Origin of the sequence: Nakamurella flavida (assembly GCF_030811475.1) — a bacterium.
Lineage (GTDB): Bacteria > Actinomycetota > Actinomycetes > Mycobacteriales > Nakamurellaceae > Nakamurella > Nakamurella flavida.
Genome location: NZ_JAUSQV010000001.1, coordinates 2,580,554 through 2,601,728, shown reverse-complemented (window position 1 = coordinate 2,601,728; position 21,175 = coordinate 2,580,554). Strand labels below are relative to the sequence as shown.

General features: G+C 72.2%; 20 protein-coding genes. 9 read left to right on the top strand and 11 right to left on the bottom strand.

The features are described 5' to 3' along the window. The first annotated feature begins 121 nt into the window (after positions 1-121). The 4 genes from J2S58_RS11630 to J2S58_RS11615 are packed head-to-tail and all read left to right on the top strand — an operon-like array spanning position 122 to position 4,333. The gene (locus J2S58_RS11630; RefSeq protein ID WP_205258205.1) at positions 122-1,195 is read left to right on the top strand and encodes a carbohydrate kinase family protein; all 1,074 of its coding nucleotides are present in this window, start codon (positions 122-124) and stop codon (positions 1,193-1,195) included. Further along, a complete protein-coding gene (locus J2S58_RS11625) occupies positions 1,192-2,559 on the top strand; it encodes an extracellular solute-binding protein (RefSeq protein WP_205258206.1) in 1,368 nt (455 codons plus the stop codon). Before J2S58_RS11630 ends, J2S58_RS11625 begins: the two co-directional genes overlap by 4 nt. Then, positions 2,559-3,512, top strand: coding sequence for a carbohydrate ABC transporter permease (locus J2S58_RS11620; RefSeq protein ID WP_205258207.1), 954 nt, complete (start codon positions 2,559-2,561; stop codon positions 3,510-3,512). The genes J2S58_RS11625 and J2S58_RS11620 overlap by 1 nt, the downstream gene beginning before the upstream one ends. Continuing rightward, positions 3,509-4,333, top strand: coding sequence for a carbohydrate ABC transporter permease (locus J2S58_RS11615; RefSeq protein WP_205258208.1), 825 nt, complete (start codon positions 3,509-3,511; stop codon positions 4,331-4,333). The genes J2S58_RS11620 and J2S58_RS11615 overlap by 4 nt, the downstream gene beginning before the upstream one ends. Positions 4,334-4,425: 92 nt before the next feature. Here J2S58_RS11615 and J2S58_RS11610 read toward each other — a convergent pair whose 3' ends face one another. Together J2S58_RS11610 and J2S58_RS11605 are read right to left on the bottom strand one after the other, a co-directional pair. Beyond that, complete coding sequence (locus tag J2S58_RS11610) at positions 4,426-5,442, bottom strand: LLM class flavin-dependent oxidoreductase (protein WP_205258209.1); 1,017 nt, start codon at positions 5,440-5,442, stop codon at positions 4,426-4,428. Between the two features lie 45 nt (positions 5,443-5,487). Then, the gene (locus J2S58_RS11605; RefSeq protein WP_306828306.1) at positions 5,488-7,332 is read right to left on the bottom strand and encodes a putative bifunctional diguanylate cyclase/phosphodiesterase; all 1,845 of its coding nucleotides are present in this window, start codon (positions 7,330-7,332) and stop codon (positions 5,488-5,490) included. A gap of 417 nt (positions 7,333-7,749) precedes the next feature. Here J2S58_RS11605 and J2S58_RS11600 point away from each other — a divergent pair, with 417 nt between their 5' ends. Next, positions 7,750-8,442, top strand: coding sequence for a VOC family protein (locus J2S58_RS11600; RefSeq protein WP_205258210.1), 693 nt, complete (start codon positions 7,750-7,752; stop codon positions 8,440-8,442). Positions 8,443-8,475: 33 nt separating this feature from the next. Here the strand turns inward: J2S58_RS11600 and J2S58_RS11595 are convergent, their stop codons facing one another. Continuing rightward, on the bottom strand, positions 8,476-8,724 hold the full coding sequence (locus J2S58_RS11595) for a hypothetical protein (protein WP_205258211.1): 249 nt from the start codon (positions 8,722-8,724) through the stop codon (positions 8,476-8,478). Here J2S58_RS11595 and J2S58_RS11590 point away from each other — a divergent pair. Continuing rightward, positions 8,723-9,046, top strand: coding sequence for a nuclear transport factor 2 family protein (locus J2S58_RS11590; protein WP_205258212.1), 324 nt, complete (start codon positions 8,723-8,725; stop codon positions 9,044-9,046). The genes J2S58_RS11595 and J2S58_RS11590 overlap by 2 nt on opposite strands. A gap of 83 nt (positions 9,047-9,129) precedes the next feature. On the opposite strand, the gene J2S58_RS11585 is transcribed toward J2S58_RS11590, so the two are convergent. The 4 genes from J2S58_RS11585 to J2S58_RS11570 form a co-directional block, all read right to left on the bottom strand. Next, on the bottom strand, positions 9,130-11,181 hold the full coding sequence (locus J2S58_RS11585; protein WP_306828301.1) for a M3 family metallopeptidase: 2,052 nt from the start codon (positions 11,179-11,181) through the stop codon (positions 9,130-9,132). A 112-nt stretch (positions 11,182-11,293) separates the two neighbouring features. Then, positions 11,294-11,749, bottom strand: a complete 456-nt coding sequence (locus J2S58_RS11580; RefSeq protein WP_205258213.1) for a VOC family protein — start codon at positions 11,747-11,749, stop codon at positions 11,294-11,296. A 78-nt stretch (positions 11,750-11,827) separates the two neighbouring features. Then, a complete protein-coding gene (locus tag J2S58_RS11575) occupies positions 11,828-12,262 on the bottom strand; it encodes a hypothetical protein (protein ID WP_205258214.1) in 435 nt (144 codons plus the stop codon). A gap of 91 nt (positions 12,263-12,353) precedes the next feature. Then, positions 12,354-14,834: a beta-glucosidase family protein gene (locus J2S58_RS11570; RefSeq protein ID WP_205258215.1), complete on the bottom strand. Its 2,481-nt coding sequence runs from the start codon at positions 14,832-14,834 to the stop codon at positions 12,354-12,356. Between the two features lie 136 nt (positions 14,835-14,970). Between J2S58_RS11570 and J2S58_RS11565 the strand changes: the two genes are divergently transcribed. Further along, positions 14,971-15,972 carry a LacI family DNA-binding transcriptional regulator gene (locus J2S58_RS11565; RefSeq protein ID WP_205258216.1) on the top strand — a complete coding sequence of 334 codons (1,002 nt, stop codon included), beginning with the start codon at positions 14,971-14,973 and terminating at the stop codon, positions 15,970-15,972. A 24-nt stretch (positions 15,973-15,996) separates the two neighbouring features. On the opposite strand, the gene J2S58_RS11560 is transcribed toward J2S58_RS11565, so the two are convergent. From J2S58_RS11560 to J2S58_RS11550, 3 genes are all read right to left on the bottom strand, one after another. After that, positions 15,997-16,749 (bottom strand): SDR family NAD(P)-dependent oxidoreductase, encoded by a 753-nt coding sequence (locus J2S58_RS11560; RefSeq protein ID WP_205258217.1) that lies wholly within the window; start codon positions 16,747-16,749, stop codon positions 15,997-15,999. An 84-nt stretch (positions 16,750-16,833) separates the two neighbouring features. Next, on the bottom strand, positions 16,834-17,619 hold the full coding sequence (locus J2S58_RS11555; RefSeq protein ID WP_205258218.1) for an alpha/beta fold hydrolase: 786 nt from the start codon (positions 17,617-17,619) through the stop codon (positions 16,834-16,836). A 63-nt stretch (positions 17,620-17,682) separates the two neighbouring features. Further along, positions 17,683-18,933: an MFS transporter gene (locus tag J2S58_RS11550; RefSeq protein ID WP_205258219.1), complete on the bottom strand. Its 1,251-nt coding sequence runs from the start codon at positions 18,931-18,933 to the stop codon at positions 17,683-17,685. 131 nt (positions 18,934-19,064) lie between these two features. Between J2S58_RS11550 and J2S58_RS11545 the strand changes: the two genes are divergently transcribed. Together J2S58_RS11545 and J2S58_RS11540 are read left to right on the top strand one after the other, a co-directional pair. Further along, entirely contained in the window at positions 19,065-19,655 is a 591-nt protein-coding gene (locus J2S58_RS11545) for a TetR/AcrR family transcriptional regulator (RefSeq protein ID WP_205258220.1), read from the top strand. After that, a complete protein-coding gene (locus J2S58_RS11540; protein ID WP_205258221.1) occupies positions 19,652-20,071 on the top strand; it encodes a DUF1810 domain-containing protein in 420 nt (139 codons plus the stop codon). Before J2S58_RS11545 ends, J2S58_RS11540 begins: the two co-directional genes overlap by 4 nt. Positions 20,072-20,154: 83 nt before the next feature. Here J2S58_RS11540 and J2S58_RS11535 read toward each other — a convergent pair whose 3' ends face one another. Continuing rightward, positions 20,155-21,138, bottom strand: a complete 984-nt coding sequence (locus J2S58_RS11535) for an aldo/keto reductase (RefSeq protein ID WP_240189375.1) — start codon at positions 21,136-21,138, stop codon at positions 20,155-20,157. Positions 21,139-21,175 lie beyond the last annotated feature (37 nt).

The following is a 21,175-nucleotide window of genomic DNA, read 5'->3' as shown; positions in this document are numbered from 1 at the left end:
AATGCTGAGCCATGCTGGTCGAGCAAGTCGGTCATAGACGCGCAAAGTGCGTCACCGCCGTCACCACTGTCGGCCCCGGTCCCCTCTCGACGGGCCGGCGCCGCACCGTCCTGGAGGATCCATGCAGCCTGCCGAGCCCGGCAGTCCCGGCAGCCCCGGCGCCCTCCCCGCGTCGCCCGTGCCGGCGGAGCCGATCGACCTGCTATTCACCGGGTCGGTCTTCTGCGACGTCGTGTTCGCCGACGTCGAGCTCCCCGAGCCCGGTACCGAGGTGTACGCCCGGGGTTTCGTCGTCTCCCCCGGCGGCGTGGCCAACCGCGCCGTCGCGGCGGCCCGGTTGGGCGCGCACACCGTGCTGCGGGCCCATCTCGGCGACGACCCGATGGGGACGGTGATCGGGACGATGCTCGCCGCCGAACCCGGCCTGGACACCCGCTTCCTGGCCCATCACCCGGGGTGGCAGACGCCGGTCAGCGTGGCGCTGACCAACGCCCACGACCGCAGCTTCATCACCTACGAGGAGCCCGCCCCGCTGCTCACCTGGCCCTCGGACGGACCGAGCGTGGGTGCGCTGAACGTGTACCTGCGGGGCGTCGCGGACTGGACGAGGGCGTTGCGTCGTCGCGGCTCGTTGGTGTTCGCCGGGGTGGGGTGGGACCGCACCGGCGAGTGGTCGGTGGACACCCTGGCCGCGCTCGCCGATGTCGATGTCTTCATCCCGAACGATGTCGAGGCGATGAACTACACCCGCACCGACGACCCGGCCGCCGCCGCCCGCGCGCTGGGCGAGTACGTCCCCCTCGCCGTGGTGACCAAGGGGCCCCAGGGCGTCGTGGCGTACGACAGCGGGACCGGCGAGTTGTGCGAGATCGACACCATCGCCGTCGAGGCGGTCGATCCGACCGGCGCCGGCGACGTGTTCACCGCCGCGTTCATGTCCACCTACGCGCTGAACTGGCCGCTGGCCGCCCGGCTCCGGTTGGCCACCACCTGTGCGTCCCTGTCCGTGCGATCGCTGGGCGGCGCGATCAGCGCTCCCCGGCCCGCCGATGTGCTGCACCACTTCCGGACCACCCCGCCCGCGGGTGACCGGGATCTGCTCCTGGACTGGGCGCAGGCCCGGTCCGCCGTCCCGACCGTCCCTGCCGAGATCCCCGGCGGCCCGCGCACCCCGACCCTGGAGACCACCCGATGAGAAGATCCACCCTGACAGGCGCCGCGACGCTCGCGGCCCTCGTGCTCACCCTGACCGCCTGCGCGCCGGGTGGCGGCAGCGCCACCAGCAGCGAGGCGGGGAGTGCCACCGCGTCCTCGGCCGCGCTGTCCACCGACGTGGCGGCGGCCGGCGACATCACCCTGACCGTCTGGGACCAGAACACCGACCCGGGCATCAACGACGCCCAGGAGGCGCTGAACACCGCGTTCCAGGAGAAGTACCCGAACGTGAAGATCGAGCGCGTCTCCCGGTCGTTCGCCGACCTGAAGACCACCCTCGGGCTCGCCCTGGACGCCCCGGACGCGCCGGACGTGGTGCAGGCCAACCAGGGCTACCCGGACATGGGCACCTTCGTCGAGGCCGGCCTGCTCCGGCCCATCGGCGACTACGCGACGCTCTACGGCTGGGACACGGCCTTCCCGGCCCAGCAGCTGTCGCTGAACTCCTTCTCGGCCGACGGGAAGACGTGGCAGGGCGACAACCTGTACGGCGTCTCGCAGACCGGTGAGGTCGTCGGGGTCTACTACAACAAGGCCAAGCTGGCCGAGCTCGGCATCACCAAGCCCGTCACCATCGAGGACTTCGGCGCCGCGCTGCAGACGGCGTCGGCCGCCGGCACCCTGCCGCTGGAGTTCGGCAACACCGAGAAGAGCCCCGGCATCCACCTGTTCGGCATCGTGCAGGCCGCCACCCTCGGGGCCACCGGCGTCAACGAACTGGTGAGCGGGAAGTCCGGCGCCTGGACCGACGCCGGCACCGTCGAGGCCGCCGATCTGCTGACGCAGTGGACGACCGCGGGCTATCTGCCCACCGGCAGCAGCGGCATCTCCCGGGACGCGGCCCGCGACAACTTCGCCGGCGGCGGCAGCCTGTTCTACGTGGACGGCACCTGGCGGCTGTCCCAGCTGGGCGAGGCGATGGGCGACAACGTCGGCTTCCTCGCGCTGGCCCCGGCCGGCAGCACGGACCCGGTGACCACCGGCGGTGTCGGCCTGGCCTGGGCCATCACCGGCAAGACCACCAAGACCGACGCGGCCGCCGCCTACATCGACTTCATCACCAACCCTGCCGCCGCCGCGGTGCTGCTGGAGAACGGCAACCTGCCTGCGGTCGTCCCCGCCGACTACACCCCGGCCGCCGGATCGCTGGAGTCCGACGTCATCTCCACCTGGAACACCGTCAACGAGACGAACGGCCTGGTGCCCTATCTCGACTACGCGACGCCGACGTTCTACGACACCATCACCGCCGCGGTGCAGGAACTCGTGGCCGGCCAGTACACCCCGCAGCAGTTCGCCGACACCCTGCAGGCCGACGCCGCGAAGTTCGCGGAGTCCCGCTGATGGTCGCGTCCGCCGCACTGGTCGACGGGGCGGCCGCCGTGGCCCCGGGTGGGAGCGTCGCCTCCGCTCCCACCCGGGGCACGCGCCGGCGCGACTGGAAGGGCTACCTGTACGTCCTGCCGGCCTTCGTGGTGTTCGCGGTGTTCCTCGGCATGCCGCTGCTGCAGACGGTCTGGTACTCGTTCTGGAACTGGAACGGGTTCGGGACGGCCACCTGGGCCGGCCTGGACAACTACACCGAGATCGTCAGCGATCCGTCGATCCTGAGGAGCTTCGGCCACTCCGGTGTGCTGATCGTCTTCTACTCGTTCGTCCCGGTCGCGGTGGCGCTCATGCTGACCGCGATCCTGTCCCGCAGCCCCCGGCTCCGCGGTCTGGGCCTGTTCCGCACCCTGCTGTTCCTGCCCCAGGTCATCGCGTCGGTGGTCGTGGCGACCAGCTGGATCGCCATCTACTCACCCGACGGGCTGATCAACCAGGGCCTGCGGGCCGTCGGGCTCGAGGGGGTCACCCGGGCCTGGCTCGGTGACTTCGACACCGCGCTGCCGGCCATCGGTCTGGTCGGGACCTGGTTGGGCATCGGGCTCTGCCTGGTGCTCTTCCTGTCCGGGGTGGCCACCATCGACGGCGAGCTGTTCGAGGCGGTGCGGCTGGACGGCGCCGGCCTGTGGCGGGAGTTCTTCGCCATCACCCTGCCGGCCATCCGCGGGCACATCGTCATCGCCCTCACCCTGACGATCGTGGCGGCGCTCAAGACGTTCGACCTGGTCTACGTGACCACCCGCGGCGGGCCCGGCTCGGCGACCACCGTGCCGGCGTTCGAGGCCTACAACCGGGCCTTCAACACCCGCGAGGTCGGCTCGGCCTCGGCCATCGCGGTGACGCTGACCGTGGTCATCCTGCTGATCACCCTCGCGGTGTCCCGCCTGCAGCCGAAGGAGGACCCTCGATGAGGATCACCCGCGGTGAGGCGTTGCTGAACTACGGGGTGCTCACGCTCTTCTCGCTGATGGCCGTCGTCCCGCTGATCGGCGTGGTGCTCACCAGTCTGACCCCGTCCGGGCAGGCCGGCGGCGGGCTGCGCGTGCCGGACCGGTTGGCCTTCGAGAACTTCTCCGAGGCCTGGGACATCGGCCGATTCGGCAGCTATCTGCTGTCCAGCGTCATCGTCACGGTGTCGGTGGTGGTGTTGACGACGGTGCTGGCCACGTTCGCGGCGTTCGCGTTCGCGCGCATGCGGTTCCCGCTGTCCAACACGATCTTCTATCTGATGCTGGTCGGGCTGATGCTGCCGGCCGAGGCGTTCGTCATCCCGCTGTACTACAACCTGCGGTCGGTGGGCCTGACCGATTCCTACTGGGCGCTGATCCTGCCGCAGACCGCACAGTCGTTGGCGTTCGCGGTGTTCTGGCTGCGCAACCAGTTCCGTCAGTTCCCCGACGGCATCGTCGAGGCGGCCCGCATCGACGGGGCCGGCGACATCCGGGTGCTGTGGCGCATCATCGTGCCGCCGTCCCGCCCGGCGATCATCACCATGTGCCTGCTGATCTCGATGTGGACGTGGAACGAGTTCCTCATCCCGCTGATCATGGTCACCCGGGAGTCGCTGCGGACCGCACCGCTGGGGTTGGCGTTCTTCCAGGGCCAGCACGCCACGGACTTCGCGCTGCTGTCCGCGGCCGGCATCATCGTGGCCGCGCCGATCGTGCTGCTGTACGTGGTCGCCCAGCGCCACTTCATCTCCGGGATGATCGGCGGCAGTGTCAAGGGGTGACGGTGCGGGGGTGACGCCCGACCGAGCAGGAGTGCGGAACGGCCCGGGGCGGATGGTCGCCCCGGGCCGTTCGTCGTGCCGCTCCAGGCGCGTCAGCGCCAGCCGAGCTCCGGTGCCACCTGGGTGAGCAGCGCCTCCAGCTGGTGGGCGCAGTAGTCCACGCCGAGCTGGTTGGGGATGGTGATCAGCAGGGTGTCGGCCGCGGCGATGGCCTCGTCCTCGGCCAGCTGGCGGATGAGCTTCTCCGGTTCGCCCGCGTAGGTCTTGCCGAAGCGGGCCTTGCCGCCGTCGAGATAGCCGACCTCGTCACCGCTGCCGCCCTCGCGACCGAAGTACGCGCGGTCGAGGTCGTTGACGATCGGGAAGATGCTGCGGCTGACCGAGACTCGCGGCTCGCGGTCGTGGCCGGCGTCGGCCCACGCCTTGCGGAAGCGCAGGATCTGTTCGGCCTGCAGCTGGTGGAAGGGCACCCCGGTGTCCTCGCTGAGCAGGGTGGAGCTCATCAGGTTCATGCCCTGCTGGGCGGCCCACTCGGCGGTGGCCCGGGTGCCGGCGCCCCACCAGATCCGGTCCCGCAGACCGGGGGAGTGCGGCTCGAGCCGCAGCAGCCCGGGCGGGTTGGGGAACATCGGCCGCGGGTTGGGCTGGGCGAACCCGTCACCCTTGAGCACCTCCATCAGCACGGAGGTGTGCTCGCGGGCCATGGCGGCGTGGTCGTCACCCTCCGGCTGGTACCCGAAGTAGCGGAAGCCGTCCTGTACCTGCTCGGGTGATCCCCGGCTGATGCCGAGCTGCAGGCGCCCGCCGGAGATGAGGTCGGCCGAGCCCGCGTCCTCGGCCATGTACAGCGGGTTCTCGTACCGCATGTCGATGACGCCGGTGCCGATCTCGATGCGGCTGGTGCGGGCGCCGACCGCTGCGAGCAGCGGGAAGGGCGAGGCGATCATGTTGGCGAAGTGGTGCACCCGGTAGTAGGCGCCGTCCGCGCCCAGCTCCTCGGCGGCGACCGCGAGGTCGATCGACTGCAGCAGCACGTCGGAGGCGGTACGCGTCTGCGACTGTGGCGAGTCGGTCCAGTGTCCGAACGACAGGAACCCGATCTTCTTCATGTCGCGTTCAACAACTTCCGGGCCGGGCTTCTTCCCGCCCCGCGGTCAGCGGCCGGCGAACCGTTGCATGGCCAGCATGGTCTCCAGCTCGGCGGCACCGCAGGGCTTGGCGTAGAGGTAGCCCTGCGCCCGGGTGCAGCCCAGGTCGACCAGGGTCCTGGCGGCCAGTTCGGTCTCCACCCCCTCGGCGACGACGGCCAGGCCGAACGAGTCGGCCAGGGCGACGATGGCCCGGACGATGGCCAGGTCCCCCGCGTCCTGACCGAGGCTGTGCACGAACCCCCGGTCGATCTTCAGCCCGTCCACCGGGAGGGCCTTGAGCTGCGCCAATGAGCTGTACCCGGTGCCGAAGTCGTCGATGGCCACCTTGACGCCGATGTCCTTCAGGTCGCGCAGCGTCGACAGGGCCTGCCGCGTGTCGCGGACGATCGCCGTCTCGGTGATCTCCAGGGTCAGGTGCCGGCCGTCCAGATCGGTGTCGGTGAGGATCCCGGCCACCGTCGACGCGAAGTCCCGGGTGATCAGTTCGGCCGGGGTGACGTTGACGCTCAGGCCCAGCGGCGGGCCGTCCGGGTCGAGCGCATGCCAGGCCCGCAGCTGCCGGCACCCGGTCCGCAGGACCCACCGGCCGAGTTCGCCCGCCAGGTTGGTCGTCTCCACCACGTCGATGAACACCCCGGGCGGGAGCAGACCCAGGGTCGGGTGCGGCCAGCGGACCAGGGCCTCGACAGCGGTGATCGTGCCGGTCAGCAGGTCGATCTCGGGTTGGTAGTGCAGCAGCAGGTCTCCGTTGCGGACGGCGGTGACGAGGTGCAGCTCGACGTCGGTGCGCAGCTCGTTCTGCCGGCGCATCTCGTCGGTGAAGACCACCACCTCGTTGCCGCCGTGCGACTTCGCCTGCAGCATGGCCTGATCCGCCTGGTTCATCAGCTCGGAGACGGTGCCGCCCGGGTCGCCGAACGCCAGTCCGATGCTGACGGCCCGGCAGATCTCCTCCCCGCCCACCTGGATGGGTTCACCGGCCGCCCGACGCAGGGTTTCCGCGTAGGCCAGTGCGTCCTCGACGGTGGGCGGGTGGCCGCCCCTACCGCCCATGATGGCCACGAACTCGTCGCCACCCAGCCGACCCAGGACGTGGTCCGGTGGGGAGACGCTGCGCAGGCGGTCCGCGAGCGTGGCCAGGAACCGGTCGCCGGCGGCGTACCCCAGGAAACTGTTCAGCGCCTTGAGGCGATCGACGTCGATGACGATGAGCGGAACCGGGCCGGGGGCGTCGGCGGTGAGCCGTTCGGCGAGGTGGTCGGTCAGTGCCCGGCGAGTCGCCAGGCCGGTCAGTTCGTCGTGGTAGGCCATGTGCCGCAGGCGTTCCTCGGCCCGGACCCGGGCCTGCAACTGGGCCAACAGGGCGGCCACCGCGCGCAGTGCGTTGATCTCCTCCGTGGCCCAGGCGCGGTCCCCGTACTTGACGAACCCCAGCGTGCCGGTGGTGATCTCGTGGTCCCGCAGCGGCACCGTGGCCAGGGAGACGGCTGGGATGCCGGAGGCCTGCCGGATGCGCTCCTGGTACTCATCGCTCTCCGGACTGGGGCGTACCACGAGCACCGACGACAACGTCGCCAACGCGGCGAACGTCGGGTCCGCGGTGGCGAAATGCACGACGGCCAGGGGATCGTCGGCCGGGTCCTCCTGACGCGGCGGCCATTCGGCCACCAGGATCGTCGCGCCCAGGTCGTGGTCGTTGCGCCGCAGGAAACTGACGTCGACCTCGAAGTAGTCGACGAGCTGGTGCAGCAACCGCTGGGACGCGTCGTGCAGGGAGGCCGCGGTGATGCCCATCAGATCCGTGGCCACTGACGACACCAGGTCGTCGAGATCGACCCGCCCGGTCACAGGATGATCGCCGGCGAGCGCGGGCGGGAGGATGCGCTGGACCCTTCCGACACGGGCGGAGAGGACACGACCGTGGGGCCCGGTCTCGACCCAGCACGCGGGTTCAGCACCCGGCAACTCTAATTCCGCATTTCTTGATCATCGGAAATTTGCCCATAATTGGCTCATCCGGTTGTTCAGCACCATTGTCGTGACGCTGCGTTCCCATTTCGGTGGACCGATCGGGTCGTCGGACGGCCGCCCGGGCGGTTCTCGACCAGCCCCGCCACGGGCTGTCCCGGTCCCGGGCCGTCCGGCGCTCGGCCGTCACCGGCTGCGGAGAGCTCCGCACCGCGGTCCGGGGTGGGCGGAGGGCAGCCCGTTGGCCTCCGCCCGCTGCCCGCGCGTCTGTCGGTGTCCGGTGGCAGGGTCCTCTTCATGACGAACACCGCCGCTCCCGTGTCCCGTCCCGCCGGCTCCGCCGCCGTCACCGACCTGGGCTGGCGGTACGTCGGCCACCGCGCCCGGTCCACGGTCCGGGTGCGGTCGCTGGCCGAGGCCGCCCGGGTGGCGCAGGTGGCCGCACAGGCCGTGCCGACCCTGGAGAAGCACCTGGCGATCGACCTGCGGGTCGATCAGGTGGTGCTGACCGCACTGGACCCGGACACCGGTGTGCTCACCGAGGCCGACCTGATCGTCGTCCGGACGGTCACCGCGGCCCTCATCGACGCCGGCTTCCTGCCCGTCCCGGGGGACGGGCGGGGTGTGCAGGTGGTCGAGCTGGCGATCGACGCGATGGACATCCCCGCCGTCCGGCCGTTCTGGCAGGCGGCCCTGGGGTACGTCGAGGATCCGTCCGACCCCGGGCCGGACGGCAGCCTGCTCGACCCGACCGGTCAGGGGCCGTCGGTGTGGTTCCAGCAGATGGACTCACCGCGGGAGCAGCGCAACCGCCTCCACCTGGACGTCGACGTCCCGCACGACCAGGTGCAGGACCGACTGGCCGCCACCCTGGCCGCGGGCGGCACGCTGCTGTCCGACGCGCACGCCCGCGCGTTCTGGGTGCTCGCCGACGCCGAGGGCAACGAGGTGTGCCTGTGCACCTGGCAGGACCGCGAGCGCCCGGGCTGACCCGCGGCCCACCTGACCGCCGCCCCGGCCGTTCTACCGGGCCTGGTCGTCGGCCGGGAGGCCGGGCAGTCGGCGCTGCTCGGGTGGCCGGGGCAGCGTGCCCACGGCCACCACCTGTTCGTGCACCTGCTCGAGGGCAGCCCGCAGCGGGGCGACCAGGTCGGGACTCAGGCCGTCGAAGACCATCGACCGAACCAGTTCGGCATGCCCCGGGGTGGCGGCCCGGAGTGCGGCCAGCCCGGCATCGGTCAGCACGGCGTCGGAGGAACTGCTCGCCCGCATGCTCCAGGACGTGTTCAACCAGCCCGACGAGGAGCGCCGGGCCACGGCCATCGCCGGCATCTTCAGCGAGGACGTGGTCTTCCGCGACGCCGAGGGCACCGCGACCGGCCGAAACGAGTTGGCCGCGACGGTCGCCGGTCTGCTCGCCCAGGGGCCCGGACTGGTCTTCACCCCGGACGGGCCGTACCGCGGCGTGGCCGATCTGGGCATGCGCTCGTGGCAGCTCGGTCCGCCGGGCGGCGCAACGATCCTGGGTGGGCTGGACGTCGCCCAGGTGGCCGACGGGCGGATCGTGCGGCTCTGGACGATTCTCGGCGCGTGAGGGACGGGCCGGCTGTCCCGCGGGACAGCCGGCCCCGTCGTCCGTCCCACCGATCCGCGCGGCAGGGCTTGGGGCGCGGCCCGTCAGCCGGTGGCGACCAGCCCGCGCCGTTCCAGCAGCGGCTCGATACGGGGGTCGCGGCCGGTCACCGCGCGGAAGGCGGCGCCCATCTCGACGCTGCCGCCGACGGACAGCAGCCGGTCGCGGAAGCGCTGGCCGTTCTCCCGGGGCAGGCCGCCCTCGCCGAACCATTCGACGGTGTCCGCGTCGAGCACCTCGGCCCAGATGTAGGAGTAGTAGCCCGCGGAGTACCCGCCGCTGAACACGTGCTGGAAGTAGCGGCTGCGGTACCGGGGCGGCACCAGCTCCAGCGCGATGCCGGCGCGCTCCAGGGCCTGCTGCTCGAAGGCGTCCACGTCGGTGATCTCGTCGGTGGGCGAGATGCGGTGCCAGGCCTGGTCCAGCAGGGTCGCGGCGAGGTACTCGGAGGTGCCGAAGCCCTGGCCCCAGCGTTCGGCCGCCTCGAGCTTGTCGACCTGCTCCTGCGGCAGCGCCTCACCGGTGTCCACGTGGCGGGCGTAGTGCGCGAGGATCTCCGGCCGGCTGATCCACATCTCGTTGACCTGGCTGGGGAACTCGACCACGTCCCGCGGGACGGAGGTGCCGGACAGCCGCGGGTACCGGACCCGGGAGAACAGCCCGTGCAGTGCGTGGCCGAACTCGTGGAAAAGGGTGCGCACCTCGTCCAGGCTGAGCAGGGTCGGGTCACCGGCCGGGGGCTTGTTGATGTTCAGCACGTTGACCACCACCGGCAGAGTGCCCATCAGGTCGGACTGGTCGACGAAGCTGTTCATCCACGCGCCGCCGCGCTTGCCGGTGCGGGCGTAGTAATCGCCGAGGTAGAGCCCGATCGGCGAACCGTCGGCGTTGCGGGCCTCCCAGACGCGGACGTCCGGGTGGTAGCCGGTGAGATCGGGACGCGCGGTCATGGTGATGCCGTAGACCTGCTCGGCGGCGTGGAACACCCCGTCGACCAGGACCCGGTCGAGCTCGAAATAGGAACGCAGGGCGGCGGTGTCGACCTGGTAGCGGTCCGCCCGGACCCGTTCCGCGTAGTACGCCCAGTCCCACGGGGCCAGCTCGACACCGTCCTGCGCGGCGTACTCGGCGAGCACCGCGGCCTCGGCGTTCGCGTTGGCCACCGCGGGGGCGACGAGGCGGCCCAGCAGGTCGTCCACGGCCGCGGAGGTCTTCGCGACCTGGTCGGCCAGGGTGGCCTCGGCGTGGGTGGGGAAGCCCAGCAGCTGCGCGCGCACCGCCCGCAGCCGGGCGATCTCGACCAGCACCGGGCCGTTGTCCTCGTCGCCGGCCGACGCCCGGCCGACCGAGGCGGTGAACAGCCTCCGGCGCAGGTCCCGGTTGCGCAGCACGGCCAGCAGGGGCTGTGACGTCGGCAGGATCAGCGGGATCAGGTAGCCGTCGTCGCCGCGCTCGGCGGCCGCGGCCGCCGCGGTGGCGACGGCCGCCGGGCTCGCGCCGTCGAGCTCCACCGCATCGTCGACGAGTACCGCCGCGTTCTCCATAGCGCGCAACAGGTTCTGTCGGAACGTCGTGGACAGAACGGACAACCGCTGGTTCAGATCGGTGAGCGTGGCCCGGTCGCTCTCGCCCAGCTGCGCCCCGGCCAGCACGAGATCGGTGTGGTACCGCTCGATCAGGGCCAGCGCCTCGGTGTCCAGCCCGGCGTCGTGCCGGCCGGCGTGCACGGCGTCGATCCGGGCGAACAGCGCCGGGTCCAGGCGGATGGCGTCGGAATGCGCCGAGAGCTTCGGGGAGTACTCCGCCTCGATGCGCTGCAGGCCGGGGGTCGAGGTGCTCGACACGAGGTTGAAGAAGACGGCGCTGACCCGACCCAGCAGCTGTCCGGCCCGTTCCAGTGCGACCACGGTGTTCTCGAAGGAGGCCGGCTCCGGGTCGGCCAGGATCGCGTCGACCTCGGCGCGGTGCGCGGCCATCCCGGCGTCGAAGGCGGGCGCGTAGTCGTCCTCGCCGATGCCGGCGAACGGCGGCAGCGCGAAGGGCAGGGTGGACGGCGCGGCGAAGGGGTTCGTGTCGGACAGGTCGACAGAGGGCACGCGGGACTCCAGTGGTCGGACGATCGGTCGGGTGACTCCAGGGACGACCGTACGTCCGACCCGCTGTCGACCCCACCCGCCGGTCCGGCGGTGGCGCGTGACGGGCCCGCGTTCAGGCCGCGGACGACCCGGTGGACTCCGTGGACCCGGTGGACCCTGCGGGTGCGGCGGATTCCGCGGCGAGCACCTCCCAGTGGTGCCCGTCCAGGTCGCGGAAGCTCTTGGAGTACATCGGCCCGTCCTCCAGATCGGCCTTGGACGGTCCGGCGCCGGCGGCCAGGGCCGTGCGCTGCAGCTCGTAGACGGCCGCCCGATCCGGGGCCGAGATGCAGTAGATGCCGCCGACGGTGGTCGCGGTGTCAGCGATCTCGGCGTCGGTGAACTGCTGGAAGAACGGCTTGACCAGGAGCATCAGGTAGATGGTGTCGCTGATCTTGACCATGCTGGCGTTCTCGTCGGTGAAGCGTTCGTCGATCTCGAAACCCAGGGCGCGGTAGAACGTCTGGGCGCGCTCCAGCTCGGCGACGGGGAGGTTGAGGTAGATCTCGGTGGCGGGCTGGCTGGGCACGGGGGCTCCTCGGGATCGGGGTGACGCTGTCCGGGGGTGGACCGCGATCGGTGTCCGAACTCATCGGTGGGCCCAGGGTCAGAGGGTGGCGGCCGCGACGGCCAGCACGACGACCTGCACGCTCGCGGCGGCGACCCGGATCCGGTCAGCGTGCATCATCCGGCGGTGCGCGATCGCGTCCCACCGGGTGGACAGGGCGCGGTGGGCCGGGACGGCGAGCAGGCCGGTGACCGCCACGACGATCGCGGCCATCGCCCCGGAGACCGCGGCGAACGCCCAGGGGACGGGTCCGCGGTCGACCAGCAGCCAGCCCGAGCCGAGAGCGAGGAGGACGAACAGCGGACCCACCAGGGCGGTGATGCGGCGCTGATGGGCGGCTTCGTAAGCGGGGAAGTCCTCGGTCGACCGGGCCGAGACCGGGGTCATCTGCGGGTAGACCACCACCTGCACCGTCCACTGGAAGCCCGCGTACAGCGCGGCGGCGACCAGGGCGGCGAGCAGGCTGAGGGGCACCGGGCCATCCTGCCCGGCCACACGGGGTCGGGGACGCCCCCCTCGACGCGTCCCCGACCCGGTGGCCCTCCCGGTCCGGCCCCTCTCGGGGTCAGCCCTGCAGGGTCACCCGAGCTCGCACGTCGCCCAGACCGCGGGCGACGAGGAGCTCGCCGGTGCCGGACAACGCTGTCCAGCCGGAGTTCTCGGTGTCCCAGCGACGCCACAGCCGGGCGTCGGCAGTCACCGTGACATCGGCGGCGGCACCCGGTTCGACGTCGACCGCCTGCCACCCGACCAGTCGGACGGGCTGGTCGGTCTCGGCGGGGGCGAAGTACAGCTGCACCACCTCGCGGCTGGGGCGGGCGGAGGTGTTGGTGACCGGCACCCGGACGGCGGTGTCCTGGCCCGGGACCAGGGCGGCCTCGCCGTACTCCCAGCTTCCGTAGCCCAGGCCGTGCCCGAGCCAGAACGCGGGCGGCGCAGCCAGCTGGGCCCAGTGACCGCGGTACCCGATGAAGGTGCCCTCGGTGTAGACGAGATCGCCGTCCACCGGCTCCACCGCCCAGGCCGGGGAGGCGCCGTCGGCGGCCGGGAAGGTGGTGACCAGGCGACCGGCGGGCTCGATGACGCCGAGCAGGGCGGCGGCGATCGCGTGCCCGGCCTCCTGGCCGGGCAGGCCCACCCAGAGCACGGCGTCGACCTCGTCGAGCCACGGCATCAGGATCGGGGTGGCGGCGTTGACGACGACCACGGTCCGGCTCGCGGCGGCGGCGACCGCGCTGACCATCGCGTCCTGCTCACCCGGCAGGGCCAGCGTGGACTTGTCGACCGACTCGGTCTCCTGCTCCTCGGTGAGCCCGACGACGACCACGGCGACCTCGGCGTCCCGGGCCGCGGCGACGGCGTCGGCGATGACGTCCGCGGCCGGGCGCGGTGCGGGGCGGGCGACGACGCCAAGCACAGCGCCGCCGACGAGGATGTCCTCGCCGTCCTGCACGTCGGTGGTGATGGCGGTCTGCCGGGGCAGCCGGACGGTGCCGCGCAGCGTGGAACCCGCGGTGACGGTGGCCGTCTCGACCTGGACCGGGGGAGCGAGCATCTCCTCGCCGATGCTGCCGGTGGCCCGCAGGGTGAAGCTGATGTCCTGGTCGCCGGCCTGGAGCGTCCAACTGCCCACGCCGATGGCGCCCAGTTCGATCGGTCCGTCGCCGGTGATGACGGCCTCGACGTCGAGGGTGATGACCACCTGGTCGAACTCGTCGTCAATGCCGACGAGGGTGGTCGCGCCGGCCTCCAGGCGCTCCTCGATGACGGCGCCGTCGGCGTCGCGCAGGGTGAAGCGCACGCCGGGCGCACCGGTGACCGGGTCGGTGAGGAACCCACCGCGGGCGGGGACGGCACGGGTGCGCACCTCGACGCCGTCGGTCACGGTCACGCTGCCGCCCATCAGTTCCCGCAGCCCCTGGGCCGCGCTGACCTGGTACGGCGGATTGACCGTGGCCGAGCCCCCGCCCATGGTGATGGTCTCGACGGCGTGCCGGCCGATCAGGGCCACGGTGGCCAGGGACGACAGCGGCAGGGCCTCGTCGCGGTTGATCAGCACGGTCATCCCGCCGGCGGCGAGCCGGGTCATCTGCTCGCGTCGGGTGGCACTGCCGGGGGTGGGCAGATCGGCCGGGTAGCTGCGCAGTTCGCCCAGCGCGCCGACCCGTCCGGCCAGTCGGAGCACCCGGGTGAGGTGGTCGTCGACGACCGACTCGGCCACCCGGCCGTCCCGGACGGCGGCGACGAGGGCCTCACCCCAGGGCCCGTCGGGGCCGGGCATGACGAGGTCCAGTCCACCGTTGGCCGCCTGGGCCGCGGTCTTGGTGGCGAACCAATCGGACATGATCACGCCGGAATAGCCCCACTCGCCCTTGACCACCTCGTTGACGATGTGGTTCTGCTCGGTGGCGGCGACGCCGTTGATGTCGTTGTAGGCGGCCATCATCGACCACGCGTCGGCGTCGGCCTGGGCGATCTCGAAGGGCAGCAGGTACAGCTCACGCAGGGTGGCCTCGTCGACGACGCTGTTGACGGTGTTGCGATCGGTCTCGGACTCGTTGGCCACCAGGTGCTTCAGGCAGGCGGCGACGCCGAGACCCTGCATCCCGCGCACGTAGGCGGCGGCCAGCTTCCCGGTGAGCAGCGGGTCCTCGGAGTACGCCTCGAAGAGCCGTCCGCCCAGCGCGGTGCGGTGCAGGTTGATGGTGGGCCCGAGCACGACGTGGATCTCCTGGGCCAGGGCCTCCTCGGCGAGCATGGCGCCCACCTCCGCGGCGGTGTCCTCGCTCCAGGCCGAGGCGAGCAGGGTGGCGTTGGGGAACAGCGCGACCTGGCGGCCGCCGGCGAACTTGAGACCGCGCACCCCGGTGGGGCCGTCGGACATCCGCAGTTCGCCCAGCCCGATGACCGGCTCCGGGGCCAGCGTGAACGTGGTGCCGCCGGTCAGCAGCCGCACCCTGGCCGGCAGGTCCAGCCGGGAGATCAGCTCGGCGATGTCAGCGGTGCTGGCGGTCTCGGCGGCGGGGCTGCGATCGGCAGAGGTCAACGGTGGTCCTCGGGGTGTGCGGCGCCGGGGCGCCGGCGGGCGTCCGGAGCTCACCTCCGGTTTACTTATACGTGTCACTTGTCCGTGTCAGCACGCTAGGGCAGCCTGCGGGGCGGGGCAAGAGGAGGACGGTGTGATGGTCTCCGGCGAGCCCGTACCGCGCCGCGTCACCAGCGCGGACATCGCCCGGGAGTGCGGCGTGTCCCGCACCACGGTGAGCTACGTCCTCAACGACACCCCCCACCAGAAGATCTCCGACGCCACCCGCGAACGGGTGCTGTCCTCGGCCACGCGGCTGGGTTACACGCCGTCCGCCGCCGCCCGCACCCTGCGCGCCGGGCGGTCGGACATCGTGCTGTGCCTGCTCCCCGACTGGCCCATCGGGCCGGAGGTGGCCCGCACCCTGCAGTACCTGTCCACCGCGCTCGCCGGGCACGGCCTGACCTTCCTCACCCACCCCCGGTCGGCCGGGGAGTTCCTGCCCGCTCACCTGTGGCGGGCGATCGGGCCGGCCGCCGTCCTGGGCCTGGACCGGTTCACCAAGCAGGAGAACGTCGAGATGCGTTCCGCCGGAATCGGTGTCGTCTCCGTCCTGATGGCCGACGACGGTCCCCACCAGGGCGAGCTGGCCCAGCAGGGCATCGGGCGGCTGCAGGCCGAGCACCTGCTGGACGCCGGGCACCGGTCGATCGGTTACGCCTGGCCCACCGACGAGCGGCTGCTCGGGTTCGCCGAGCCCCGGTTGGCCGGGGTTCGGGCGGGCTGTGCCACCCGAGGGGCGGCCGAGCCGATGACCCTGGAGCTGACCGGTTCCGACGACGGGGCCAGGGTGGCCGTCCGGGCCTGGCGCGCCGCCGGGGTCACCGCCGTGTGCGCCTACAACGACGAGGTCGCCTTCCAGCTGCTCACCGCGGCCCGGGCCGAGAACCTCCACGTACCGGGGGATCTCGCGGTCATCGGGGTGGACGACATCCCGCTGGCCCGGCACGCGGCCCCGCCGCTGACCTCGGTGGCCACCGACCAGCAGGCGGTGGCGGAGTACACCGCGGAGGCCATCGCCCGCGCGCTGGACGGCGGGGCCGCCCCCCGCCCGCCGGGCCCGGGCGTCATCACCGTCGTGGTGCGCGAATCGGCCTGAGGCCTGTCGCCCGAGGTCCCCCGGTCAGCTCGGGCGGTGCACCCGCAGTGGGCCGGGGCTCTGCACCACCGGCATCATCTCGATGCGGTTGATGTTCACGTGGGCGGGCAGTCCGGCCACCCAGGTGACGGCCTCGGCGATGTCGCCGGGCATCAGCGGCTCGGTGCCGTCGTACATCGACCTCGCCCGGGCCTGATCGCCGTCGAACCGGACGGTGGAGAACTCGGTGCCGCCGACCAGGCCGGGCTCGATCGTGGTGACCCGGATGGGGGTGCCGAATAGGTCCGTGCGGAGGTTCGCGTTGAACTGCTGGACGAAGGCCTTGGTGCCTCCGTAGACGTTGCCCCCCGGGTAGGCGTAGGCGCCGGCGATGGACCCGATGCCGATGATGTGCCCGCGGCCGCGGGCGACCATGCCGGGCAGGACCGCGTGCGTCAGGTACATGACGCCCTTGACGTTGGTGTCGACCATCGCCTCCCAGTCGTCCAGGTCGGTCTCCTGGGCGGGGGCGATCCCACGGGCCAGACCCGCGTTGTTGACCAGGATGTCGATGTCGGCGAACTCGGCGGGCAGGTCGGCGATCGCCGCCGCGACCGCAGCCCGGTCCCGCACGTCCAGCTCGATCGCGAGCAGCGACGCCCCGAACCGGTCGGACAGATCCGCCAGCCGGTCACCCCGGCGGGCCGCGGCGATGACCCGGTCGCCGTTCGCGGCGAAGCGGGCGGCGATCTCCGCGCCGAACCCGGCGCTCGCTCCGGTGACCAGGACTGTCTTCACGGTGGGCCTCTCGTCGTGCGTGGCGGTTGCGCCGCCGAGCCTAGGCCCGGTCACGGCGGCCCTGCGTCCGGCCGACGGATGTCCCTACGGGTGGGCGGCGATGAAGCGGAGCAGCGCGGCGTTCCAGGCATCGGCCTCGTCGGCGAACGCGGCGTGCCCGCTGCGTTCGAAGACGTGGAGCTCGGCGCCGGGGATCAGTGCGACCAGCGCCTCGGACGAGCGCGGCGGCCACACCGGGTCCCGCCGGCCGGTGAACACGGCCAGCGGGACGGTCAGCGTGGGGAGGCGGTCGGTGAGGTCCTCGGCGACCATGCCGCGGAACGTGCCCAGGCCGGCGGCGATCTGCGGCGGCAGGCCGAGGGTGGACAGTTTGTCCAGGGTGCCGAGCAGGTCCGCCTCCCCGGTCGCGGCGGGGGTGGCGCCGGGTCGGCCGCCCATGCCGCCGAGCAGGGCGGCGACACCCTGCACGGCCGCGGCCAGCGGATCCCCCGGTTCGGGCTTGAAGCGTGGGCCGCTGCCGGTGAGCACGAGTCGGGTGACCGGGTCGCCGATGTCCAGGGCGTACTTCAGCGCGATGTGCCCGCCCATGGACCAGCCGATCAGCGTGACGTCGCGCAGGTCCAGCTCGGTGAACAGAGCGCGGAGGTCGTGGACGAAGGCGCCGTACTCGGCCGGGGTGCTGCTCCGGGTGGAACGGCCGTGGCCGCGCAGGTCGACGGTGATCACCCGGAAGCGGTCGGAGAGCGCGGCGACCTGGCGACGCCAGGAGTCCCCGCTGCCACCGAAGCCGTGCACGAACACCAGCGGCTGCCCGGTGCCCTGATCGGTGTAGGCGAGGCGGATGCCGGGTTCGACTTCCAGGGTGGGCATGGGTGGGGCCTCTCGGATCCGGGCGGGGAACGTCCCCTCCAAGATGCCTGCCTCGCGTCCGGGTCAGGCCTCCGCGGCGACCCGTCGGCCGCGGACGATCCGCGCGACCAGGGCCAGCACGCCGAACAGGATGACTGCGGCGGCGTAGACCACCGCGGTGGGGTGCAGACCCCAGGCGGTGCTGGCCAGGCCGGCGGCGACCGCGGGGACGCTGAACGCGATGTAGGAGATGACCAGTGCGACGGCGAGCAGTTCACCGCGCTGCTCCGGGGCGGCCAGCTTGACCAGGGCGGAGAAGCTGGTCAGGGCGGCGCCACCGAATCCGATGCCGGCGATGACGGTGCCGGTGATCGCCGGCCACACGATGCCCAGCTGCACGCCGACCAGGGACACCGCGGTGCCCAGGGCGAGCAGCGCGGGGCTCCACAGCTGGATGGGGTGCGGGTCGGCGGCGCGGAAGACGAACGCGGTCAGTGCGCCGGCACCGCAGAACAACCCGACGACGAGCCCGCCGATGAGGTGGCTGTGCAGGCCGAGCAGACCGGCCGCGATGGACGGGCCGAGGGAGAGGTAGAGCCCGACGAGCGCCCAGCTGGCCAGCAGGATCGGCACCAGGGCGAGCAGGTGACCGCGGATCAGCGGCGGCACACCGAGTTTGGGGATGAGCGAGTGCCGGGCGCCCGGGCGGCGGGCGGAGGTCTCCGGGAGGGTCCACACCGCGACGGCGGCCAGCACCATCCCGCCGAGCAGCAGCTCGAAGACCAGGTGGGTCGGCGCCGGGCCGTACTGGACGAGGATCCCGCAGCCCAGGGCGCCGAGGGCCAGCCCGGCCGGCGGAACCACGCCGTTGACCACGCCGGCGCGGCGCGGGGCGTGCGGCGGGTTCAGGTCGATGAGCGTGGCGCCCAGGGTGGTCATCGCGGCGCCGGTGGCGATGCCCTGCAGGACGCGGGCGATGAGCAGCACCGTGACGTTGCCGGCCACCGAGAAGAGCACCAGGGACACGGCTTCCAGGGCGATGGCCGCACCGAGGACGGGGCGGCGTCCGATGTGGTCGCTCAGCGCGCCCAGGGTGAGCAGGGAGCAGACCAGCCCGACCACGTAGACGGCGAAGACGACGGTCAGCGTGGTCGGGGAGAACGCCCACAGCTGCTGGTAGACGACGTAGAGCGGAGACGGCGCGCTGGATGCGGCCATGAACAGCACGAAGATCGCGGCGATGGCGACGAACGCCCGGGCGTGGCCGAGCCGACGGGGGGAGCGGACGGCCGGGGTGGTGCTCGTCCGGTCGGTCACGGTGGTCGACGGGGTCATCGGTCTCCTGACGGTGACCCGGGCGGACCCGGGCTTCTCGTGTCGACACGCGCGACGGCGGGCGTGGCTGACCAGACAGGTCTGTCTGGCCGGCTGAAGAGTAGACAGACCTGTCTGTTATTGTCAATCGCATGCCGCCCGTCACCGTTGCCCGCGCCCCGTCCGCCCGGGATCGTCTGCTGGCCGCCGCGGACGAACTCTTCTACGCCGAGGGCGTCAACTCCGTCGGCATCGACCGCATCATCGAGCACGCCGGGGTGGCCAAGGCCAGCCTGTACAGCACGTTCGGCAGCAAGGACGAGCTGGTCCGCGCCTACCTGCAGGGCCGTCACCAGGCCCGGGTGGACCGGATCACCCGCGAGCTCGCCGACATCACCGACCCGCGGGAACGCGTGCTGGCCGTGTTCGACGGGCAGGCCCGCGCCTTCGCCGCCGGCACCTTCCGCGGCTGTGCGTTCCTCAACGCCGCCGCCGAGGCCCGTTCCGGCACCGCGGTGCAGGCGGTGGCCGAGGAGTACCGGCGCTGGCTGCGGGACCTGTTCCGCGATCTGCTCACCGAGGTCGGCGTCGCCGATCCGGCGGGCCTGGCCGGTCAGCTCGTCCTGCTCTACGACGGCGCCGGGGTGGGCGCCAAGATGGACCGCGGCATCGGCTCGACCGCGACGGCCCGCACCGTGGCCGCGATCCTGCTGGATACGGCGCCACTGACGAACGCGTCATGAGCGTCGATCTCGGCCGGTTCACCGACGCGCAGGACGCCGGCGGCACCTACGCCTCGGCGCTGACCGAGTTGCGGCGGGGGAGCAAGACCAGCCACTGGATGTGGTTCGTCTTCCCCCAGATCGCCGGCCTCGGGCGGAGTTCGACCGCCGTGTTCTACGCGCTGGCGTCGGTCGACGAGGCCCGGGCCTACCTGGCCCACCCCGTCCTCGGCCCCCGGCTGCACGACTGCGTCGACGCGTTGCTGGCGGTGGAAGGGCGGACGGCCGAGCAGATCCTGGGTGGGATCGACGCGATCAAGCTGGGGTCGAGCATGACGCTGTTCGCCCGCGCGGATCCGTCGGATGCCGCGTTCCCCGCGGTGCTGGAGAGGTACTTCGACGGTGAGGCCGATGCGGCCACCGAGGCGCTGATCTAGGACCGGTCACCCGCGTTCGCGCCCCGGGTGAGAGGCGCGTTCACTCAGCCGCGGCGCGAACACGCCCATCGCCCTGCCGACGCTCACTTCCCCGGCAGCAGGTCCTTGACCTTTTCGGTGACCCCGTCGACCAGCGTCTGCACGGCGGACACCGGCGTGAACGCACGGGCGGCGGCGGTGAGCTCGGCGACCTCATCGGCACCGAGCTCGAGATCGGCTGCAGCGACGTTGAACTCGAGCTGCTCGACACTGCTGGCGCCGGGGATGACGACGACCTGGGGCAGGGCGAGGAGCCAGGCGAGGGCGACCTGAGCGGGCTTGGCGTCGTGCGCGGCGGCGACCGCGCGCACCACGTCGAGCAGCGGCTGGATGCGGGTGAGGTTCTCCGTCCCGAAGAGCGGGTTCATGGCGCGGACGCCGCCGGGGCGGTTGTCCGGGCCGTACTTCCCGCCGAGCAGCCCCTGGGCGAGCGGGCTGTAGGCCATGATCATCCGGTCGTTCGCCTCGGCGAACGGGACCAGGTCTTCCAGCGGTGCGGCGTGGGCCAGCGAGAACTGCACCTGGTTGCTGACCACCGGCCGGCCCAGGGCCTCGTCGGCCTTGCGCCAGCGGTCCAGCGAATAGTTGGAGACCCCGGCCGCGCCGATCGTGCCGTCGTCCAGCAGCGCCTTCATGCCCGGCATGATCACCGAGTCGGGGACCAGCGGGTTGGCCTGGTGGATCTGGTACAGCGGGATCTTGGTCAGCTGGAGCCGCTCAGCACTGCCCTTCGCGCGGCTGCGGACGACGGCCGGGAACGGCGCCACCGGGAACACCTTGCTGGCCACCACCACCCGGTCGCGGTCGGCGCCCAGCGCCTCACCGAGGATGCGCTCGCTCTTCCCGAGTCCGTAGACCTCGGCGGTGTCGAAGAGCGTCACGCCCAGCTGGCGGGCCCGCCGCACGATGTCCACCGCCCCGCCCGAGGCGTAGGTGTCGCCGTACCCCCATTCGCGGGAGCCGAACTGCCACGTACCCAGCCCGATGCGGCTGACCGGACCCAGACCGTCGATCTCGAGGAAGCGCATCACCCCAGTGTGCTCGCGCACGGCCCACCTCGGGGCT